This window comes from Stenotrophomonas sp. Iso1, assembly GCF_027497995.1.
Lineage (GTDB): Bacteria > Pseudomonadota > Gammaproteobacteria > Xanthomonadales > Xanthomonadaceae > Stenotrophomonas.
This window is the reverse complement of sequence record NZ_JAODBT010000002.1, coordinates 896,881-917,469: the sequence shown is the minus strand read 5'-3', so window position 1 is coordinate 917,469 and position 20,589 is coordinate 896,881. Positions and strand designations below refer to the sequence as shown.

12 protein-coding genes and 1 pseudogene are annotated in these 20,589 nt (G+C 61.6%); 3 read left to right on the top strand and 10 right to left on the bottom strand.

What is annotated here, in order from left to right; translation table 11 throughout:
* The first annotated feature begins 6 nt into the window (after positions 1-6).
* Positions 7-6,039: an autotransporter-associated beta strand repeat-containing protein gene (locus tag PAN08_RS12940; RefSeq protein ID WP_332840105.1), complete on the top strand. Its 6,033-nt coding sequence runs from the start codon at positions 7-9 to the stop codon at positions 6,037-6,039.
* A gap of 98 nt (positions 6,040-6,137) precedes the next feature.
* Here the strand turns inward: PAN08_RS12940 and PAN08_RS12935 are convergent.
* Positions 6,138-6,302, bottom strand: a pseudogene (locus PAN08_RS12935) (transposase); the annotation flags it as partial.
* A gap of 434 nt (positions 6,303-6,736) precedes the next feature.
* Between PAN08_RS12935 and PAN08_RS12930 the strand changes: the two are divergent.
* Complete coding sequence (locus tag PAN08_RS12930; RefSeq protein WP_269791883.1) at positions 6,737-8,314, top strand: SDR family oxidoreductase; 1,578 nt, start codon at positions 6,737-6,739, stop codon at positions 8,312-8,314.
* A gap of 435 nt (positions 8,315-8,749) precedes the next feature.
* Here PAN08_RS12930 and PAN08_RS12925 read toward each other — a convergent pair whose 3' ends face one another.
* Positions 8,750-10,165 (bottom strand): carbohydrate porin, encoded by a 1,416-nt coding sequence (locus tag PAN08_RS12925; protein ID WP_269791882.1) that lies wholly within the window; start codon positions 10,163-10,165, stop codon positions 8,750-8,752.
* 199 nt (positions 10,166-10,364) lie between these two features.
* Complete coding sequence (locus PAN08_RS12920) at positions 10,365-11,447, bottom strand: oxygenase MpaB family protein (protein ID WP_269791881.1); 1,083 nt, start codon at positions 11,445-11,447, stop codon at positions 10,365-10,367.
* A gap of 225 nt (positions 11,448-11,672) precedes the next feature.
* Here PAN08_RS12920 and PAN08_RS12915 point away from each other — a divergent pair, with 225 nt between their 5' ends.
* Positions 11,673-12,377 carry a TetR/AcrR family transcriptional regulator C-terminal domain-containing protein gene (locus tag PAN08_RS12915; protein WP_269791880.1) on the top strand — a complete coding sequence of 235 codons (705 nt, stop codon included), beginning with the start codon at positions 11,673-11,675 and terminating at the stop codon, positions 12,375-12,377.
* A 12-nt stretch (positions 12,378-12,389) separates the two neighbouring features.
* Here the strand turns inward: PAN08_RS12915 and PAN08_RS12910 are convergent, their stop codons facing one another.
* The 7 genes from PAN08_RS12910 to PAN08_RS12880 form a co-directional block, all read right to left on the bottom strand.
* A complete protein-coding gene (locus PAN08_RS12910; protein WP_269791879.1) occupies positions 12,390-13,127 on the bottom strand; it encodes a copper homeostasis protein CutC in 738 nt (245 codons plus the stop codon).
* Complete coding sequence (locus PAN08_RS12905) at positions 13,124-14,128, bottom strand: N(4)-(beta-N-acetylglucosaminyl)-L-asparaginase (RefSeq protein WP_269791878.1); 1,005 nt, start codon at positions 14,126-14,128, stop codon at positions 13,124-13,126. The genes PAN08_RS12910 and PAN08_RS12905 overlap by 4 nt, the downstream gene beginning before the upstream one ends.
* A gap of 3 nt (positions 14,129-14,131) precedes the next feature.
* Positions 14,132-15,169 carry a glucokinase gene (locus PAN08_RS12900; RefSeq protein ID WP_269791877.1) on the bottom strand — a complete coding sequence of 346 codons (1,038 nt, stop codon included), beginning with the start codon at positions 15,167-15,169 and terminating at the stop codon, positions 14,132-14,134.
* 103 nt (positions 15,170-15,272) lie between these two features.
* On the bottom strand, positions 15,273-15,659 hold the full coding sequence (crcB, locus tag PAN08_RS12895) for a fluoride efflux transporter CrcB (protein WP_269791876.1): 387 nt from the start codon (positions 15,657-15,659) through the stop codon (positions 15,273-15,275).
* Between the two features lie 36 nt (positions 15,660-15,695).
* The gene (locus tag PAN08_RS12890) at positions 15,696-17,000 is read right to left on the bottom strand and encodes a replication-associated recombination protein A (protein WP_269791875.1); all 1,305 of its coding nucleotides are present in this window, start codon (positions 16,998-17,000) and stop codon (positions 15,696-15,698) included.
* A 345-nt stretch (positions 17,001-17,345) separates the two neighbouring features.
* Positions 17,346-17,984 carry an outer membrane lipoprotein chaperone LolA gene (lolA, locus tag PAN08_RS12885; protein WP_269791874.1) on the bottom strand — a complete coding sequence of 213 codons (639 nt, stop codon included), beginning with the start codon at positions 17,982-17,984 and terminating at the stop codon, positions 17,346-17,348.
* A 93-nt stretch (positions 17,985-18,077) separates the two neighbouring features.
* Complete coding sequence (locus PAN08_RS12880) at positions 18,078-20,438, bottom strand: DNA translocase FtsK (protein ID WP_269791873.1); 2,361 nt, start codon at positions 20,436-20,438, stop codon at positions 18,078-18,080.
* Between the last annotated feature and the right edge of the window lie 151 nt (positions 20,439-20,589).

Below are 20,589 nucleotides of genomic sequence, written 5' to 3'. Positions count from 1 at the left end.
AACGACATCAGTGGCATCGGTAAATTCGCCCAGAGCGGCAGTGGCTTGATCACGCTCACGGGCACCAATACCTACACCGACACCACTACCATCAACGCCGGCACCTTGCAGGTGGGCGACGGTGGCAACACCGGCACGTTGGGCAGTGGCGACGTCATCAACAATGCCGCGCTGGTCTTCAATCGCAGCGATGCTTTGGTGGTAGACAACGACATCAGTGGCATCGGTAAATTCGCCCAGAGCGGCAGTGGCTTGATCACGCTCACGGGCACCAATACCTACACCGACACCACTACCATCAACGCCGGCACCTTGCAGGTGGGCGACGGTGGCACCACCGGCACGTTGGGCAGTGGCAACGTCATCAACAATGCCGCGCTGGTCTTCAATCGCAGCGATGCTTTGGTGGTAGACAACGCCATCAGCGGCACCGGCACGTTGCTTCACGTGGGGGCCGGAACGACCACGCTCACGGGCACCCATACCTACACCGGAGGCACCCGCGTGAGCGGCGGCACGTTGGCCATCAACGGCTCGGTGACGGGCGATGTGCAGGTGAATGCTGCGGGCACGCTGGCCGGCAGTGGCCAGATCGGCGGCAGCGTCAACGTGCTGGGCACGCTGTCAGCGGGCAACAGCCCCGGCACGCTGCGCATCGCAGGTAACCTGGCACTCGATGCCCGCTCTACCAGTGTGTTCGAACTTGGCCAGGCCGAGGTTGCAGGTGGACCGGCCAATGATCTGGTCGAGGTGGGTGGCGATCTCACCTTGGGCGGTACCTTGCAGGCGCAGACCGCCTCGGCCGGCTGGTACCGGTTGTTCAATTACGGCGGCAACCTCAGCGGCACCTTCGACGTTACCGATGTCAGCTCCTCCCGTGCGGGCTTCACTGTGGCCAGCCATGCGGTGGATATGGCCACCGCTGGCCAGGTCAACCTGACGGTGCTGGCCGCCGGCCAAAGCATTCAATTCTGGGATGGCTCCCACACCAGCCCAAGCGGCCTCATTGGGGGCGCTGGGGGTATCGGCAACTGGAATAGCGCCGATACAACGTGGACCAATGACAGCGCCACCATCAACAGCCACTGGGGAGGCTCGGTGGCCCATTTTGGCGGCGTTGCTGGGGCGGTCAGCGTGGTCGGCACGCAACGCTTTGACACCCTGCAGTTTGCAAGCAATGGCTATCTACTCACCGGCGGCACCCTGGCATTGAGCCCGGCCAGTGGCAGCTACGCCACGATCAACACCGACACTGGGGTCAGTGCCACCATCGACAGCAGCCTGATCAATAGCGGCCTGCGCAACGGCTTGATCAAGGTTGGCAACGGCACCCTGATTCTGAGAGGTGCCAATGCTTACAGCGGCATCGGCACCCAAGTGCTTGGCGGCACCTTGGCAGTTGCACATGATTCGGCGCTGGGTAGCCATCAGGTGGTGGTCGACGACGCTGCCGGCGATAACGCCACCCTGCAGGTCAATGCCGGGATCACCCTTGCCAATTCGGTGTTCATCGACAACAACGGCACGCTCGACAATCACGGCGCGATTGAGCAGGCCGGTAGCGGCTTCGGCGTGCAGTCCACGGGCGGCGCGACCATCAACAACGCGGCCACCGCATCTATTCGCAGCAACGGTTATGGCGTCCTGCTGTACGACGGCGGCACCATCAACAATCGCGGAGGCGAAATCAGCGCGGGCAGCTGGGGTGTCCACATCGATGGGGCCAGTGGCCAGGTCAACAACGATCCCGGTGGCAGCATCAGCGGCAAGGTCCTTGGCGTGATGTTGAGAGCGGGTGGTTCGGTCACCAACAGCGGCGCGACCATCGCCGGTACAGACACGGATAGTCTCGGCATCCAGGTTCTTGGTGGCGCCGGATTGATCACCAATAATGCAGGAAGCAGCATCACCGGCGATGCATCCGGCGTCATCCTTGGCGCAGGCGGCACGGTCATCAATCGTGGCGGGAAGATCATCGCCAGCAGCACCATTGGGACCAGCCGCGGCATCAGTATCGACGGCGGTGTGGGAACGGTCATCAACTCCGCCGGCGGCACCATCAGCGGACAGCGGCAAGGTGTGACCCTCACGCAGGGTGGTTGGCTGAGCAACGAGATTGGCGCGACGATCCATGCCGGCGAAACCGCAGTGTATGGCCACGATGCCACTACCCTGAGCAATGCCGGCATGATCGAAGGCGATGTCTCCCTGAGTGACGAAGTGAATCAGGTCTCCCTGTTCGCTGGCTCCCGCATTGACGGTGATCTGGATATCGGCAAGCACACGGCCTCCCTGCTGACCTTGGACGGCACCGGATCACAACTATTTTCGGCTGCGGTTACCGGCAATACGCATCTCGACGGCATCCTGTTCAAGCAGAGTGCGGGTAGCTGGACCATTGATAGCGACCTGACCCAAGTTAGTACTACCGTTGCTGGCGGCGTTTTGCAGATCGGCGATGGTGGGACGAACGGCTCCATTACTGGTGACGTGATCAACAACGCCACGTTGTCGTTCAATCGTAGCGATGATGTAAATTTTGCCGGCGACATTTCGGGGAACGGCGTGCTGCAGCAGCTTGGCAGCGGCACCCTGTCGATTGGCGCGGCTACGCATACGGGTGGCACCCTCATCACCAATGGCACCCTGCAGATCGGGAATGGCGGCAGCGCCGGCGCGCTCAGTGGCGATGTGGTCAACGACGCTACTCTGGCCTTCAACGGCAACGCTCTCTTGACGGTGGCCGGTAACATCTCCGGCAGTGGCGCGGTGGAGCAGCGCGGCAGCGGCAGCACCGTGCTGACCGGCAACAACGTCTACACCGGCACGACCTCGGTGGATGCGGGCACCCTGGTGGTCAATGGCAGCCTGCTCGGCGAGGGCGTGGTCTCTGTCGGCGCTGGCGGCACCCTCGCCGGCAGCGGCACGATTGCCGGCGCCATCACCATCCACGATGGCGGCACGCTCCAATTGATGCGGGGGGGCACCTTGCACACGGGGGCGCTCACGCTTGGCGCTGACGCGAAGGTCACCGCGATACTCGGCCTCCCCTCCTCTACCGCCCTGGTTGCAGTCAACGGTGACTTGGCGCTCAACGGCAGCCTCAATGTGCTTGATGGCGGCGGCCTGAGCGCAGGCGTCTATCGCCTGGCCGATTACACCGGCGCGCTTTCCGGTGCGGGCCTGGCAGTGGGCAGCAGCGACTTCAGCGTGCAGACATCGGTCGCCAGGCAGGTCAATCTGATCAACAAGGCAGGTCAGACGCTGCAGTTCTGGGATGGCGGCAACACCGGAAACTTCAACAACAGTGTGATCGATGGTGGCAGCGGCAACTGGACCGCCGGCGGCCTCAACTGGACTGATCTCGATGGCACACACAATGGCGCGGCCACACCTCAACCGGTCTTTGCCGTCTTCCAGGGCAATGCCGGCACGGTGACCGTCGACAACGATCACAGCGGGCCCGTCGCCGTTACCGGTCTGCAGTTCACCACCGATGGCTATGCCCTCACTGGCGATGCCCTTGAACTGACGGGCACCAATGCGATCATCCGCGTAGGCGACGGCGCGCTTTCGCCCGTGAGCACCCATATCGCGACCGAGCTCACCGGCAGCGCACGTTTGACGAAGATGGACAGCGGCACCTTGATCCTCTCCGCTGCCAACCGCTACAGCGGTGGAACCACCATCACCGGAGGCACTTTGCAGATCGGTGATGGCGGCACCAGCGGTTCGATTACCGGTGACGTGATCAACGACGCTGCGCTCGCGTTCAACCGCAGCGATGACGTGGTTTTTGCCGGCGACATCTCCGGTAGCGGAATGCTGCGGCAGTTCGGCAGTGGCACAACGACACTAACCAGCAACAACAGCTACAGCGGTGGCACCGAGATCACGGCAGGCACCCTGGAAATCGGCAATGGCGGCATCAGCGGTTCGATTACCGGTGACGTGATCAACAACGCTGCGCTGGCGTTCAATCGCAGCGATGACGTCGCTTTTGCTGGCAACATCACTGGTAGCGGCGTGCTGCAGCAGATCGGCAGTGGCACTACCACGCTCAACGGAAACAACAGCTACAGCGGTGGCACCACCGTCACTGCAGGCGCCCTGCAGGTCGGCAATGGCGGCATCAGCGGTGCGATTGCCGGCGATGTACTCAACCACGGCACGTTGGCGTTCAACCGCAGCGATGACGTGGTGTTTACCGGCAACATTTCCGGCAGTGGTGCTGTGCGGTTGCTCGGCAGCGGCTCCACCACGCTCAGCGGAAACAACAGCTACGGCGGCGGCACCACCATTACCGCAGGCACCTTGGTTGGTAACGCGAGCAACCTCGGCAGCGGCGCAATCGATATCGCAGCGGCCGCTACGCTATCGATGCAGCAGGACAGCGATGTGAGCTTCGCCAACCTGTTCACTGGCAGCGGCCGCATCAACAAGAGCGGTGGTGGGACACTCAATGTGACTGGCGACAGCGCCACCTTTACCGGCACCACCCACATCAACGCCGGTACGCTGGCAGTGAACGGGGCACTGGGTGGGACGCTGAACGTGCATGACGGCGCCACACTCAAAGGTACCGGCAGCGTCGGCAGCACCGTGGTGATGGACGGCGGCACCATCGCGCCGGGCAACTCCATCGGCCGGTTGAACGTGGCCGGCGATCTCATCTTCGCTTCGGGTTCCACGTACCAGATCGAAGCGACGCCTGACGGCAACGCCGACCACATCCATGCCAGTGGCACGATCGCCCTGAAGGGCGGCAGCGCCATGGTGCTGGCCGCTGATGGCAGCTGGTCTCCAAGCACCACCTACCAGGTGCTCAGTGCCGGTGCTGGAATCAGCGGCGCCTTTGACGAAGTCAGCACCAATTTCGCCTTCCTGACTCCGACCCTGGCCAACGATGGCCACACCCTGTCGCTGACGCTGGCCCGCAATCACGTGCTGTTCCCAGCGGTAGCCACCACGCCCAACCAGGTCGCCACCAGTACCGCGATTGAGAACCTGGGCGCAGGTAAAAGCCTGTACGACGCGGTGGTGCAGCTGGATGAAGGCAACGCGGTATCGGCCTTCGACCAACTCTCCGGTGAAGTGCACGCCGGCGTGCGCGCCAATCTGATCCAAGACAGTCGATTCGTGCGCGAGGCAGCCATCGACCGCTTGCGCCAGCGCCAAGGAGCACAGGATGCAGCCAGTGACCTGTCCACTGATGGCAATGCATGGGGCCGGATGTATGGCAGCTGGGGTCGCCAGGATGGCGATGGCAACGCGGCACGCAGCAAGCGCTCCGCTGGCGGCATCGTGGCCGGTAGCGACCGTCAGTTCGGCAACTGGAACGTCGGCCTGATGGCCGCCGCAAGCCATAGCAAGCTGGACATTGATCCACGACGCTCACATGCCAGGGTCGACAGCTACCAGCTTGGCCTGTACGCCGGCACCACGCTGGGCAAAGCGCTCCAGCTGCGCAGCGGCGCGCTGTTTGGCCGCCATTTGATCGAAACCGACCGAACGATCACCTTCACCGGCGTCAATGAACGCAACCGTGCCGATTACCACACCAGTAGCGTTCAAGCCTTCGGCGAGCTGGGCTGGAAGCTCCCGACACGCGAGGTCGAACTGGAACCGTTTGCCAACCTGGCCTACGTCGGCATGACCTCGGAAAGCTTCCGTGAGCATGCCGGCATCAGCGCACTGACTGCGCGCAAAGAGACGACCGATACGCTGTTCTCAACGCTCGGTGTACGTGCAGGCAGCGCCTTCAGCGCCGGCACCCTGCAGGCCAACTGGCGGGTGATGGCGGGCTGGCGGCATGCCTTCAATGATGTGACCGGAAGCGCCCGACTGTCCTTTGCCAACGACGGCAGCAGCGGCTTTGCCATCAATGGGCTGCCAGTGGCCGACGACGCGTTGGCCATCGAAGCCGGCGTCGTACTCACCTTGCGCCCGAACCTGACCGTAGGCGCTGCCTACAGCGGCCAGCACGGCGATGGCGCTCGCGACCACGGCCTGAAGGCCAATGTGACCTGGGTGTTCTGAGTCGCTCGGCCAACGCCATGGGCCCGCCCTGCTGCGGGCCCCTCGCCTGTTCTGTAGCCAGGCCAAGAGCGGGCGCTTATGCGCCGGCTCTACAGGGTTTTTGCGATCAGATCCTTCGGTGCATGGTTCTCCATGGCCAGCTCGGCGTACATCCGCTTGAGCTTGGCGTGCTCGGCTTCAACGTCACGAAGTCGCTGCATATCCGAAGCTTCCATGCCGCCTTACTTCGACTTCCAAACGTAGTAAGTCGCATCGGAAACGCCCCGATAGAGTTTGAGCGGCAGTACGCACTAAGCAGCTGAAGACTGTCTACAAAAGCCTGGGCGATTCAGATGCTGCCGTTCGGCGGTCTGCAAGATCCCAGGCTATTCAACTTGAATTAAGTGACGAATCACTTAAATAGGGTGCCTAAATAAAGCGCCAAAACGAAGTTCAGTTGAACTCCCGGGACTTGGGATTGCAGGGGAACGAACCCCGCACCGATTGGCTGCCTGCGGCTGCAAACCTTCACCGGTGAAGGAGGTCCATGCGTCCTTTGTTTGCCGCAACCAGCCCCGGCATTGGCGCCAACGCCCTGATATCGGGGACAATTGCCGCCGACCTGGCATACCAGGTCCGCTACAGCATGGACCCGCATTGAGGCGGTCATCGCTCTGCTGTCCATTCTCGGCTTGCTGCCGCACTTTCCGGATTTGAATTGAACACCATCGCCGCCCCCCTTGCCGCCGCCCTGCCCTTGACTGACCGCCTGCGTGAAGCGCTGGACCTACTGGAGGCCATTGAAGCCGATCGCAGCATGCTTGATGCGCTACCCGAGGCTGACCGCGTGCGCTTGCATCAGGTGGTAGCGAAGGTCTATCACCCTGAGCCCAAAGCGCGGCGGCAGATGCTCAAACAGCAGGCGCGTGAACGCCACCAAGAGAAGGTACGAAAGGCCGAGGCGCTGCTCGAACAAACCGGCATCCGTGCCCTGCGCCGCAAGCCGGTGTTCAGCACCCCAAACTATTTCCCGCCGCACGCCGCGGGTCTACATGACGCGCACAACGGTGAAGGTATCGCTGCGGCGGAGGAGCCGGTGCACTCCCCGGAGCTGCGGCATTGCTACGTGTGCAAACAGAAATTCACGCAGCTGCATCATTTCTACGACCAGATGTGCCCGGCCTGTGCCGATCTGAACTACATCAAGCGCACAGAAACCGCGGATCTGCGCGGGCGCGTCGCATTGCTCACCGGTGGCCGCGTCAAGATCGGCTATCAAGCCGGCCTGAAGCTGTTGCGTGCCGGTGCCGAACTGATTGTAACCACGCGCTTTCCGCGTGACTCAGCCGCGCGCTATGCCGAAGAACCCGACTTCGCCATCTGGGGCCACCGCTTGCAGGTGTACGGATTGGATCTGCGTCACACGCCCAGCGTGGAAGCGTTCTGCAGCGAACTGTTGGCCACCCGTACACGGTTGGATTTCATCATCAATAACGCCTGCCAGACCGTGCGCCGTCCACCGCAGTTCTATGCGCACATGATGGCCGGAGAAACTGCGGCGTTACAGGCGTTGCCCGAAACAATCCGCAAGCTACTTGGCAAGTACGAAGGCCTGCGCAGTGCGGATTTACTGCCTGTTGCAGCCACTGCCGCATTGTCGGCACCGCAAAGCTCCAACGGTGCTGATGGCCTGACCCGTGCCGCGGAGTTGTCGCAAGTGCCGCTACTGGCAGATGAACTGCTGGGCCAGCACCATCTGTTCCCGGAAGGACGGCTGGATCAGGATCTGCAGCAGGTAGATCTGCGCGATAGCAATTCCTGGCGTTTGCGCATGGCTGAAGTGCCTTCGGTGGAACTGCTGGAAACACAGTTGGTCAATGCCATCGCACCCTTCATCATCAATGCGCGCTTGAAGCCGCTGATGCTGGCGACACCTGAGCGCGACAAGCACATCGTCAACGTGTCAGCGATGGAGGGGCAGTTCTACCGCAACTTCAAGACCACTCGGCACCCGCATACCAACATGGCCAAGGCTGCGTTGAACATGATGACGCGAACCTCTGCGGCTGATTATCAGAACGACGGCATCCACATGAACAGTGTGGACACCGGCTGGGTGACCGACGAAGATCCGGCAGGCCTTGCCGCACGCAAGGTGCAGGAAGAGCGCTTCCATCCTCCGCTGGACATCATTGACGGCGCCGCGCGTATCGTTGACCCAATCATCCATGGCTTCAACACGGGTGAGCATGTCTGGGGCCAGTTCCTGAAGGACTATGCGCCCACCGATTGGTGAGGCAACAGACGCCGAACGTGTGGGGGCTGAGCTGCCAGGGAGTGAACCACCCTCACCAATTTAGTGACGAAACACTAAATTATTTGCGGGCAACTTGGCATCACCACTCCAGCACCTGCGCATGGTGAGCAAACTGCCACGGCCTGCGGCATACGAGCGGGGGATCGTTGAACGTTGCACACGGTGCAAACCGTCGTGTTGCGAGTGCGTCCCGCCCTCCCCTGCAACTGCAGCCTCAGTACCGAGGCTGCAGTGAAGCAATCGTTCGCAAACACAGCCCCGCTCAGCTCGTCAGCGTAAAGCGAGAGCTCTGCCTGGAAGGTCAGTGAGACTTCCTGCAAGACATCGATCTGGAAGACGCCATGGAACTCTCGGCCATAGCGCGAGGGCCGCTTCTGAATATGTCCCAGGCTGCTCCCCCGTTGCTCAAACAGCTCAGAAAAACATGTTCAATCCCACCATGAAATTCAACGCATCATCCATGCGCGGACTAAACGTGGGATTGGAAATATGACTTAAACCGGTACTCAGATACGTACCAGAGTGCACGCGCGTCAGATACGACACGGTCACTGCGGAGGTACTGCTTTCGCTGAGCAAGCCGCGTACTGCGTACAGGTCTGCCGCGTCGTCACTGAATTTGGTGTGGCTGTAAGTCATTGACAGCATGTCTAGCGGGCGATTTTGAAACGTCCCGATCTTGTAGGCACGGGCTTCGTAGTAGCGGGAGTAGAGGTTTCTATCCTGCGGTGCGTAATTCACGCTTGCACCCGCGTACCAGCCTTGGAATGGCAGGACGCGGTTGGGCGGCAAGGTCAGCTGTAAATCGGCTGCGACGTATAAGGCCCGATTGGAATTACTGCGTGAGGATTCATCAAAGCGCTTGTAATTGGAGTTGTTGAAGATGGCTCCAGCACGCAACCAAACGGATTGGCGGCTGGGCGTGGCATCGCGCTTGACACCCACTTCGTTGATGACAAGCAGGTTGCTCTGCGGCGTGCGAAAACGAAAGCCAGCCGAATGCGTATCCACCTCTGCCTGCGGGCCGTCTGGGCTGGTACTGCGCTGTAGTCCCAGCTTGTTGTAGAAGCCGTTTTTCCCGTTGTACTGCAGGTTCAGCCCCGGCGCGGCCATCGGCAAACGGGCCAGGCCCAGCTGGAATGGAATCACCGCGCTGGGCCCCTGTGCACTACTGGCCAACGAGCCGCCGGTATAAACGCCGATGTATTCCAGTCCGTTGCTCAGATAGCCAAGTTTGAGCTCCCACTGGCGATTGTTGAAGGTGCGGTAGTAGGCCAGCCGGCTGAGCGAAGCTTTGGTACGCGGGCCCAACGGCTCCCAGCTTACCGCTACCGAAGTGACCCCGAGGATCAACTGACTCTGGTCATTTCCCTCCTGCCCCAAGTCATACGTGACGAGCAATTGCTGCACGCTGGTGCCGGTCAGGTCTTGGCCGTTGTAACGCTGCGGCGGTGTCTTTACCGGGGAGGAAAGATCGTAATTAGAGCTGTTGAGGCTGATCAGCGTCACGCCAATGCCATGCTTGGCAAGCGCCGAGCGAAAGCCTCCTGCATCGCGCAGTACCGAGTCCCGGATAGAGGGCACCTTGACCAAGGTGCCCTGCTCTCGCAACCGATCAAACGCGGCGTAGATGCTTGCTTCATCGTTTGTCGTGGAAGGTACGGTTTGTGCTGCTGTATTGGACGCGGTTTCCACGTTGCCATCCGTGTTGGCCGCGCAGGCCAGGCCTGCGGGTAATGACATGCATGCTGCAGACATTGCCTGCAACCAGCGTCTGATGGCGGGGGTTGTCCAGCAGATAGTCGAAATGCTCATTTTCAGTTTCTTCAACAAAAGATCATCCGAGGGGCCGGAGAGCAGATTCGGGGCCTCAGTTGCCGCCTTCAGGACATGCGGCGACGCCGGCAGGCGATGTGTCGCCTACCGTGAGAACCAGATCATGCTTACCGGGTTACATTTTTTGCCGCGCGGGCGCTTTCAATGCGGCCGCAGGACGAGTCGCCGATGCATGCCATCACTGCGTCGTCTATTACTGACGCGCCTGCCGGGCGGCACGTTGTTTCTGCCGTGCCGCGTGGATCAACTTGACCGCATCCGGGCCCCACATCATCCGCATGAAATAGCGTTCTACGGGAGGTTGCTGCACAAACCAGATCATCGGCAGCAGCAGATAACGCGCAGCAAGAATCGCTCGCCCTTTCCAGGGGCCGATGCCCATTGAACGACGCGTCTTGCCCGATACCGCACCCAATACCGGCAGACGTAACACACGTTGCTGCAGGAACAATTGGATCTTCACTCGGTACTGCGATGGATGATGGTTCTTATGGATTGAATCCATTACTACCTGCGGGTAGTTCTCACCGGTCTCAGGGATGGTCTGCATGGAATGCGGCATACCGAACAGGCGATCGTCGCGCTTATACAGGCTCTGAAGTTCGGCCATGGTGGTGGGCAGCGCCTCTTCGCGGGCCGGGAACAATTTGCAGTACTCCGCTACCTCAGCTACGAATTGGTCGCGTACTTCCGCAGGCAGACGGCGCGGGAACCACCCGCCACGGAAGGCCAAGCCTTCGTACAACCACAGCATTGAATGAAGCTCGGTCAGTGCTGCCCACATCGAGTCGCGCGGTGAATTTGCCGCGTAGCCTCCCAATGCCTGATCGCCGCCATCAATTAGGTCAGCTTTTACCTTGTCGTGTATTCGCGCCAAGTGCAGCGCCACTCGCTTTGCGGTTTCGGTATCGCCCAGCCACATGGGGGCGTGGATACCGGAGTTGCGTTGATGGCGGTCGAACACATCAAAAATGGTCAACTGCCCTGCCCGACCTTTACGCGACATTGGGTCCCAATCACGCAAGCCGGCGTAGATAGGCTTGTAGGTGAACTGCAGTACGGCCTGAGCGGCGGTCTGGAACACGATCGTGGCGGGGTGCAACAACACATCCCAGGCCACCGAACCCGGCCCGAAGACGCCATCATCCACTGCGTCATCGGAGGCGGCAGGCGTTGGCTCGCCGTGGCGCCGCCAGCGGTTTTCGTTGCCCAACAGCCGCTGGCGGGTCACTACCTTGTTCGGCTGGGTCGCAACGTTGCTTGCTTTGGTATTCATCTGGTTGTCCTTTAGAGACAATATTCCCGCCCGGGAATATTGCTGTTGCGGACGCTATTCCAGAAGTTTTTAGTCGTCAAGTGCGCTTGCAGCATTTATTGGCCTGCAACGATCCGCCGGGCCGTACCGGGCTCGACCGCCTGCCACACCGCGCAGGCGGGATAGAGTTGGCGCGAATCCTTGTTGCACTGACAATGCCCCTCTCCGACGCCGTCATAGTGATTCATGCCCAGAACCCCCAAGCCAACCACCGCCGCTACGCAACGCAAGCCGGGCAAACGCGCAGGTCTTGATCTGCAGCAGATCGTCGATGCCGCGCGGCTGATCGATGTCGATGCGTTGTCCATGCAATCGCTGGCCGATCGCCTCCGGGTGGATCGCAAGGCGCTCAACTACCACGTCAAAGACAAACAAACACTGCTTGGCTTGGTAGCGATGGATGCGTTTTCTGCACGCTTTTCCGGAACCGATGTCACCAAAGCGGACAGTTGGGAAGACGCCTGCAGAATCTATGGCATGGGTTTCTTCGAGGGCGTGCTTGGCGTTGGTGGCCTGGCCGAATACCTGTGGTTCGGCGGCTCCGTCGCGGCCTGGGCTTTGGAGCCCAGCGAAGCGTTGTTCCAACGCTTGAATGACGCAGGCTTTGCTGATGAAACAGCCGTGCGCTTGGTGGCGATGTTGATTTCCATGTCACTGAGCCATGCGCGCGATGCCACTCAGTCATCCGCCGAAGGTGATCGCCCCCGTACCCGCGCCCTCAAGGCTGCGTTGCGGGACGCGGAACCTGTCACGTATAAGAATCTAAGCAGGATTGCCGAGTTGGGCGTAGATACCTATGGCAATGCGCAGATGGAAGTGATGCTGGGCATGCTCATTGCCGGCGCGCGCACGCTGCTCGAAAAGAGCACAGCTCCTCCGCGCCTGCGCTGACTACCGACGCCCTTAAGCGTTGCGTTGCAGCGCCTGCCGCAACGCAGCTACACACGCGGCATCCGTTTGTGTCCAATCGTTCTGCAGGCCGATCAACGCCGGGTTCTGGAAATGCATTGACGAGCTGCGCACCGCTTTGGCGGACGCATGCAGCTGCCTGCAACCGCTTTGCTTGGCCACGAGTGCGATGTTCTGTGCATTCAAACCCGCACCGGCCATCAGTTGAATCCGTGCACCGGCTTGTGCCACCAAGTGGGACAACGCCGTACTGCCATCCAGCGCACTGGCCGCTCCGCCCGAACTGAGTATCCGTTGGCAACCCAGCATCACTACATCTTCAAGGGCGGCGGGTAGATCTCGTGCAGCATCAAAAGCGCGGTGGAAGGTGATGCCCAATGGTCCGGCGGCGGCCACCAACTCGCGGCACAACGGTAGGTCGATATCACCTGTCGAATTCAATGCACCAATCACCACGCCGTCACAACCAAGCTGGCGACAGATTTCGATGTCGCGCAGCATGATGTCGCGCTCAAGCGTGTCGTACAGAAAATCACCCGGCCGCGGACGAATCAGCACGAACAGGGGAATCGTTAGGCGGTCACGTGCCACCGCAAGCGTGCCGTAAGCCGGTGTCGTGCCCCCTTGCTCCAGGTTCTCGAACAACTCCACGCGGTCTGCCCCGCCTTGCTGTGCCGCCAGCGCAGACGCTGCGGAATTGCAGGCGATCTCCAGCAGATACCCTGCCGTCACGTCTGCGTGCTCGTGTACACCGAAGACGATTCGAGCAGCGCGTCCTGTCGCTTTGCATCGCATACGGCGTAGACGAAACCACGGTGCAAGGCATATGCGCCGACTTCGCCATTGCGGTTCAAGGCCAGGAAGCACACCTGCAACGTGCGGCTGGCTTCCGGGCGTTTACGCACGAGGCGGCCAATCGCTTCGCGGCAGGCGTCGGCCGGTGACAGCCCCTGTCGCATCAGTTCGACGACCAGAAACGATGCCGCATTGCGGATCATCTCTTCACCCACTCCCGATGCGGTTGCGGCCCCCACCTCATTGTCTACATACAGGCCAGCACCGATGATCGGGCTGTCGCCCACGCGACCGTGCAGCTTCCACGCCATGCCGCTGGTGGTGCAGGCACCGGCCATTTGCCCGTGTGCGTCGATAGCGAGCATGCCAAGCGTGTCATGGTTGTCCTTGTCACCAGGGCGGCCCCGGCGCTCGGCGTTGATCTGCGGCGCGTAGTGTTCGGTCTTCAACCATTCACGCCAAGCCTTCTCAGCTTCCGGCGTGAGCAGATGCTGGCGCTCGAAGCCCTGCTGCACAGCGAACTGCTGGGCACCTTCGCCTACCAACATCACATGCGGTGTCTGTTCCATCACCCGGCGTGCAACCGATACCGGATGCAGGATGTCGCTCAACGCCGCTACGGAACCGCAACGGCCGTCGCCGGCCATGATGCTGGCATCGAGCGACAGCACGCCATCACGGTCCGGATTGCCACAGCGGCCAACGGTGGGATTGCACAGTTCGCTTTCTGCCCAGCGCGCACCGGCTTCCACGGCGTCCAGCGCATTGCCGCCGCTAGCCAGTACCTTCCATGCAGCCTGGTTGGCACCCACACCGAAATCCCAGGTGGAGACCACTCGAGCACCGGATGCGCCCGTCGGCGAAGCTAGCAGCCCCGGTGCGGCGCCAGCGGCGCCCAGCAACATCGAGGTCTGCAGGAACTGTCTGCGTGTACTCATGAATCAAACTCCTGCTGCGTTGTTGGAAGTGCCAGCGCCCAGGCGATCGGCATGCCAGGCCAGCGCACCGAGCACGCCAAGCTCCCCGTGATCCACGCGCCACACCGGTACTTGCCGCAAGGCCGGAGACAACGCGCCTTTGCTCCAGAAACGCTTCTGGAAAGTACCGTCATGCAGCTCGGCGGCCAAATGGCCAGCAACGCCGCCAGTGAGGTACACCGCACGCGCACCGAATGTCAGTGCAAGATCGCCGGCAAGGCTGCCCATCCAACCACAGAACGCCTGGATGCTTTCCCGCGCAAGCAGGTCACCACTACGACCGGCAGCGACCAGCTCCGCAGGGTCACGCCAACGCACGGCGGCGCCACGCAGCTCGCACAGGCAGGCATACAACGCCATCAAACCGGGGCCGGACAGCACGCGTTCGTTGTCGATATGTTCGTAACGCTGCGACAACAGCTGCAACACATCCCGCTCCAGCGCCGTGTTTGCCGCAAGTGCGGCGTGGCCGGCCTCGCTGGGCAAGACAGACGGGTTGCCCGCCTCCAGACGCAACGCAACCCCCAGGCCGGTGCCCGGGCCGAGCACCAGGGCCGGGCCATGGCTGATGTCATCAGCGTGGCCACAGATGCGGTGCAGCGTATTGCGGTCCACATGCGGCATTGCCTGCGCGACCGCCACAAAATCGTTGATCAGCTCCAGCCGCTCCAACCCGGCATCACGCTGGGTGGCGGCCAGTGACACCGGCCACGCCAGATTGGTGTTCAGCAGCAGGTCGCCATCCAGCAAACCGGCAATGGCCACCACCGCGTGCTGCACCGGCTGCTGCAGCGACTGCATGTAGTCGCGCAGGATGGCGGCCAGACTGGGATGGTCGGCGCAGGCGTATTTACGGAAATCACGTATTTCGATGGGCTGTCCCGGCACCAGCTCGGCCCAGCCCAGGCGGGCGTAGGTACCGCCGACATCGGCGCCAATCAGGGTGATGGGCTCAGCGGTTCCACCGGCTTCCACAACGGCGACACTCTTGTTCAAGGCCACAGGCCTGCCCTTCCCTTTGCTCGCAGCTGCGACATGTTTTTGACGCTCTTGGTCAATGGTGCGCGCATGATGCGGCATCACCCAAGTGTTTGGAATGCTGCTTTCAGACCAACGGTCGCAGCACCCGCCAGGTCCACCATCCCAATGCCGTCATCGACAGCGAGCCGCCCAGGTGCAGGCCGATGGTGGTCAGCGCCCAGGCGAAGTGCTGCCGCTGCAGCATGTCTACCACTTCGGCGGAAAAAGTCGAAAAGGTAGTCAACCCGCCCAGCAGCCCGGTCACTAGGAACAACCGCCATTCCGGTGCCAGATCTGGGCGCGATGCCAACCACGCCAGTGCAAGCCCAATCGCATAGCCACCCAGCAGGTTGGCGGCCAGGGTGCCCAGCGGCACCGAGCCTGTCATCGGGTTCAGCCACACGCTGAGGCCGAATCTCAGCCAGGCGCCGAGGGCTGCGCCGACGCCGATAGCCAGAAAGGAAAGCCACATGCGGTCATTCTCCCAATGGGGGCTGGTGACGAAGCATCAGGCCCCGGGCTTGCGCTGAGCACGCGCCTGCTCGCGCGCGATGCGCAGGCGGTCGAGCTTGTCCTTGAGCTTGATCTCCAACCCGCGTTCCACCGGCTGGTAATAGACGCGTTCGCCCATCTCATCCGGGAACGCCGTCTGGTCCAGCGCGATGCCGCCTTCGACATCGTGATCGTATTGATAGCCCTGGCTGTATCCCAGCGTTTTCATCAAACGCGTAGGCGCATTGCGCAGGTGCATTGGCACCGGTTGCGTGCCGAGCTCGGCGACGTCCTTGCGCGCGGCCTTCAACGCCATGTAACTGGCATTGGATTTGGCGGTACTGGCCAGGTAGACCACCAGGTTGGACAGTGCGATATCGCCCTCTGGCGCACCGATGCGGTCATAGGCGTTCCAGACGTTTATCGCCATTTCCAGTGCTCGCGGATCGGCCAGGCCTACATCCTCCACCGCCATGATGGTCAACCGGCGCAGGAGGTAGGACGGATCGCAACCGCCATCAAGCATGCGCGCCAGCCAATAGATCGCGCCGTCGGGATTGGAGCTGCGCACAGATTTATGCAGCGCAGATATCTGGTCGTAGAACTGTTCACCGTTCTTGTCGAAACGGCGAGTGCGGTCGGCCAGTACTTGCAGCAGGGTTTCGGGGGTGATTTCCCCGCCCTCGCCCGTGGCCAGCTCGGCGGCGATTTCCAACAGGGTCAATGCCCGGCGCACGTCGCCATCGGCAGCGCGGGCGATTTCCAGCAACGACTCGGGCGATACGGTGATGTCCTGCCCGCCAAAGCCGCGCTCGTCATCCGCCAGAGCACGTTGCAGGGCTTCGACCACATCTTCCGGTGATACCGACTCCAGCACATGCACGCGGCAACGCGACAGCAGGGCGGAGTTCAATTCGAAGGAGGGGTTTTCGGTGGTCGCACCGACAAAGATGATCGTTCCGCGCTCGATGTGCGGCAGAAAGGCATCCTGCTGCGCTTTGTTGAAACGGTGCACTTCGTCCACGAACAACACCGTGCGGCGGCCGTCGGCAAAGCGTTGCGCGGCAGCAGCCAACACCTGACGAACTTCCGGCAGACCGGAAAGCACGGCAGAAATCGCCTTGAACTCGGCATCTGCGTACTGCGCCAGCAACAGTGCAAGTGTGGTTTTGCCGCACCCTGGCGGGCCCCACAGAATCATCGAATGCACATGGCCGGATTCAACCGCACGCCGCAGCGCGGTGTTGGCAGCGAGCAGGCGCTTCTGGCCTACCATTTCATCCAGTGTGCGGGGGCGCATGCGCTCGGCGAGCGGGCGCATGCTTTCCCTATCGACACTGAGCAGGTCGGAAGGGGCGTCGTCTATGAAGATGTTTCGGGATCTGGCCACGTCGACATTCTAACGCGGTCACTTCATAGCTCCACGCCGGCAACGCATCAGCATGGTGTCTCAGCCAAAGATCAAGAACGCGGCAACGAAGGCCCCTGCCCTGGCAAGGCCCGATTGGCACTGAACCCCTCTCCGGCGGGCGGGTTGAGGGGGCTGCAATTTGCCAACCACTGCTCTGCTGTCCTTCGAAGGCGCTCACGCCGGGGCATAAGTGAATGCCTTTCTCACGGCGCGCCAGAAGGGATTTACCCGGCACTCCGGCCCTAAAAGCCAGAGTTAGCGCTCGCCAATGACGTCCACATCCTTGCCTGGCACGAAACGGAACGTGCCTGCAGCAAAGCCGGGATTCTTCTTCCAAGCACTGAAATCAATGATGGTGCGCTGGCCCACCGCGTCTACCACTTCCATGCGGCTCAAGCCGCCAGCGGTAAAGCCCAAAGCGGCGTATTGGAAGCTGGCTTCTGTTTCACGCTTGGGGGTGAGCGAAAGCCACTGCATGCCGTCGCGCGGCGCGGCTTCTTCGCTGAGGTCGTATTGGCGCTCCAGCAGAGCCGGATTGATCAGCGCGGTCAGTGGGCTGTTCTGTTCTTCAGCGCCCTGCTCACGCACCGTGGCCTGCTCCAGGTCCGGCTCGTACACCCACACTTTTGCGCCGTCAGCGACGATCAGCTGGGGATGCGGAAGGGTGTATTCCCAGCGGAACAAGCGCGGCGCCGACAGTGCAACACGGCCGCTGGAGGTTTCCTTCAGCTTGCCGCGAGCATCAAACACCTGCTGCGAGAACTGTCCATCTAGTCCGCGAAGGCCGGTGGTGAAGGTCTTCAGGTCGTCACGGGCGCCGGCATGGGCGTTTGCCGCAACACCGGTGCAGGCCAAAGCAACAGCAATAAACGAATGGCGCAGGAAAGCATTCATGGCGGGTCGCGATCTGGATGGATGGAGTGAGGCAGAGTCTGCCTCTTTCAATCTGAATGGGCGGCAATTCGAATGTGAATGCCGCCCGGATGTTTATTTCGGCGGGGGCGGCGCCAATACCGAACGGTCGCCGTTGTGTTCCGGTGGGCTGACGACGCCCGCCGCTTCCATCGCCTCAATCAGGCGCGCGGCGCGGTTGTAGCCGATCTTCAAGCGCCGTTGTACACCGGAAATCGAGGCGCGGCGGGTTTCGGTGACAATGCGCAGGGCTTCGTCATACAACGGGTCAGATTCATCGCCGCCGCCGCTGCTGGACTCCGGCAGGCCGGTGGCGCCAACCACGATGCCGTCACCCATGGTCTGCACTTCGTCCAGCACGCCCATGATGTAGTCGGCAGGACCGCTGGCCTTGAGGTGCTCGACCACGCGGTGCACTTCCTCATCAGACACAAACGCACCGTGCACACGATCTGGCAGCGCGGTGCCCGGCGGCAGATACAACATGTCGCCATTGCCCAGCAGCGCCTCGGCGCCGGACTGGTCAAGGATTGTGCGCGAATCGATCTTGGAACTGACCTGGAACGCGATGCGGGTCGGGATGTTGGCCTTGATCAGGCCGGTGATCACGTCCACCGACGGGCGCTGCGTGGCCAGGATCAAATGGATGCCAGCCGCTCGCGCCTTCTGTGCCAAACGCGCGATCAGCTCTTCGACCTTCTTGCCGACGATCATCATCATGTCGGCGAATTCGTCGATGAAGATGACGATGAACGGCAGCGGCTCCAGCGGACGCGGTGCTTCGCCCATTTCCGGGTTCGGCTTGAACAGTGGATCCATCAGCGGCTGACCAGCGTCGATGGCGTCCTTGATCTTCTTGTTGAAGCCGGCCAGGTTGCGCACGCCCACGGCGCTCATCAGTTTGTAACGGCGCTCCATCTCGGCCACGCACCAACGCAGCCCGTTGGCGGCCTCCTTCATGTCGGTGACCACCGGTGCCAGCAGATGCGGGATGCCTTGATAGACGCTCAGCTCCAGCATCTTCGGGTCGATCATCAGCATGCGCAGGTCTTTCGGGCTGGCCTTGTACAACAGGCTCAGCACCATCGCGTTGACAGCCACCGACTTGCCCGAACCGGTGGTGCCGGCCACCAGCAAGTGCGGCATGCGGGCTAGATCAGCCACGGTCGGGCGGCCTGCAATGTCCTTGCCCAGTGCGAGGGTCAGCGGACTGGTCGACTTGTCGTATTCCTTCGAGCGCAACAGCTCGGACAGGTAGATCATCTCGCGGGTGACATTGGGGATTTCCAGCCCGACCACCGATTTGCCCGGAATCACATCCACCACGCGCACCGACTTCACCGACAGGCCGCGTGCGATGTCCTTGTCCAGCGAACTGATCTGGCTGACCTTGATGCCCGGCGCGGGTTCGATCTCGAAACGGGTGATCACCGGGCCCGGATACGCCCCGACCACGACCGCATCGATGCGGAAATCCTTGAGCTTGAATTCGATCTGCCGTGACAGGGTTTCCAGCGTCTGCTCGTCGTAACCCTTGGGCTGCGGCTTGGGATCATCCAGCAGGGCCAACGGCGGGATATCCGAACCGTCGCCATTGACACCCTGGAACATCGGAATCTGCGTCTCGCGCTTGGCACGGTCGCTCTTTTCGATCACCGGCGCCGGGCGCGGCTCGATCTTCACCGGCTCGCGCTTGGCGCGTACTTCGGCATCGACCTTGCGTACTTCCTCGCGCTCTTCGCGCATGACGCGGGTCTGCTGCCATTCGCTGGCCTGTTCGGTCTTTTTGGCCAACAACGGCCCGAGCGCCAACACCCACTTGCCGATCTTCTCCATCACCAGGAACCAGGACAGCCCGGTCGCCAGAGTGATTGAGGTCAGCAGCAGCACCAGTAGGAACAAATTGCTGCCGACCGGGCCAAAACCACTCTGCAGCGACTTGCCGACCAGCACACCCAGGCCACCACCGGCACGAGCAACGTCCCCCGGCGGCAGGCGCAGATACAGGAAGCCGGTGGCACCGATCAGGAAACCAACGATGCCCACCAGCCGTAATGCAGGCCCCAGATCATCCTGGCCGCGCTCCTCACGATTGAGGCCGAACATGGCAATCCACGCCACTGCTGCCAGCACGAGTGGAATCAGGTAGGCCACATAACCAAACAACTGCCGCATGACATCGGCGATCCACGCCCCCACCCGCCCGCCCACGTTATGCACGGGCGCAACCACCGAGCCGGCCTGGGACCAGCCGGGGTCTGTGGGTGAATAAGTGAAAAGGCTCGCCAGCAGATACAACAGCGCTGGGGCGATGGCGATCAACGCCAGATCGCGCCACAGCTTGTGCCGGCGGGGGTTGTCCACCGCGGCAGCCTGCTTGCGGGCGCCCGCGCCCGCGCTGGAGTTCTTGCCACGTTCCGGGACCTGTTTCGCCACCTTTGACCAGACCTTAGAAATGCACGGTTAGTGCTTGATATTAAACGACGGAACGCGGTGTTTCATCCGCTCGGCAGACACTGTTGTACTGCGCAGATACAGAAAACGCCAAAAAACCGCCGGATAGCGGCGGTGACATGCAAGCAAAGGA

Coding starts and splice junctions, on each gene's coding strand:
- PAN08_RS12920 (WP_269791881.1), bottom strand. CDS start 11,447: ATGAATACCAAAGCAAGCAACGTTGCGACCCAGCCGAACAAGGTAGTG.
- PAN08_RS12915 (WP_269791880.1), top strand. CDS start 11,673: ATGCCCAGAACCCCCAAGCCAACCACCGCCGCTACGCAACGCAAGCCG.
- PAN08_RS12905 (WP_269791878.1), bottom strand. CDS start 14,128: ATGAGTACACGCAGACAGTTCCTGCAGACCTCGATGTTGCTGGGCGCC.
- crcB (WP_269791876.1), bottom strand. CDS start 15,659: ATGTGGCTTTCCTTTCTGGCTATCGGCGTCGGCGCAGCCCTCGGCGCC.
- PAN08_RS12890 (WP_269791875.1), bottom strand. CDS start 17,000: ATGCGCCCGCTCGCCGAGCGCATGCGCCCCCGCACACTGGATGAAATG.
- lolA (WP_269791874.1), bottom strand. CDS start 17,984: ATGAATGCTTTCCTGCGCCATTCGTTTATTGCTGTTGCTTTGGCCTGC.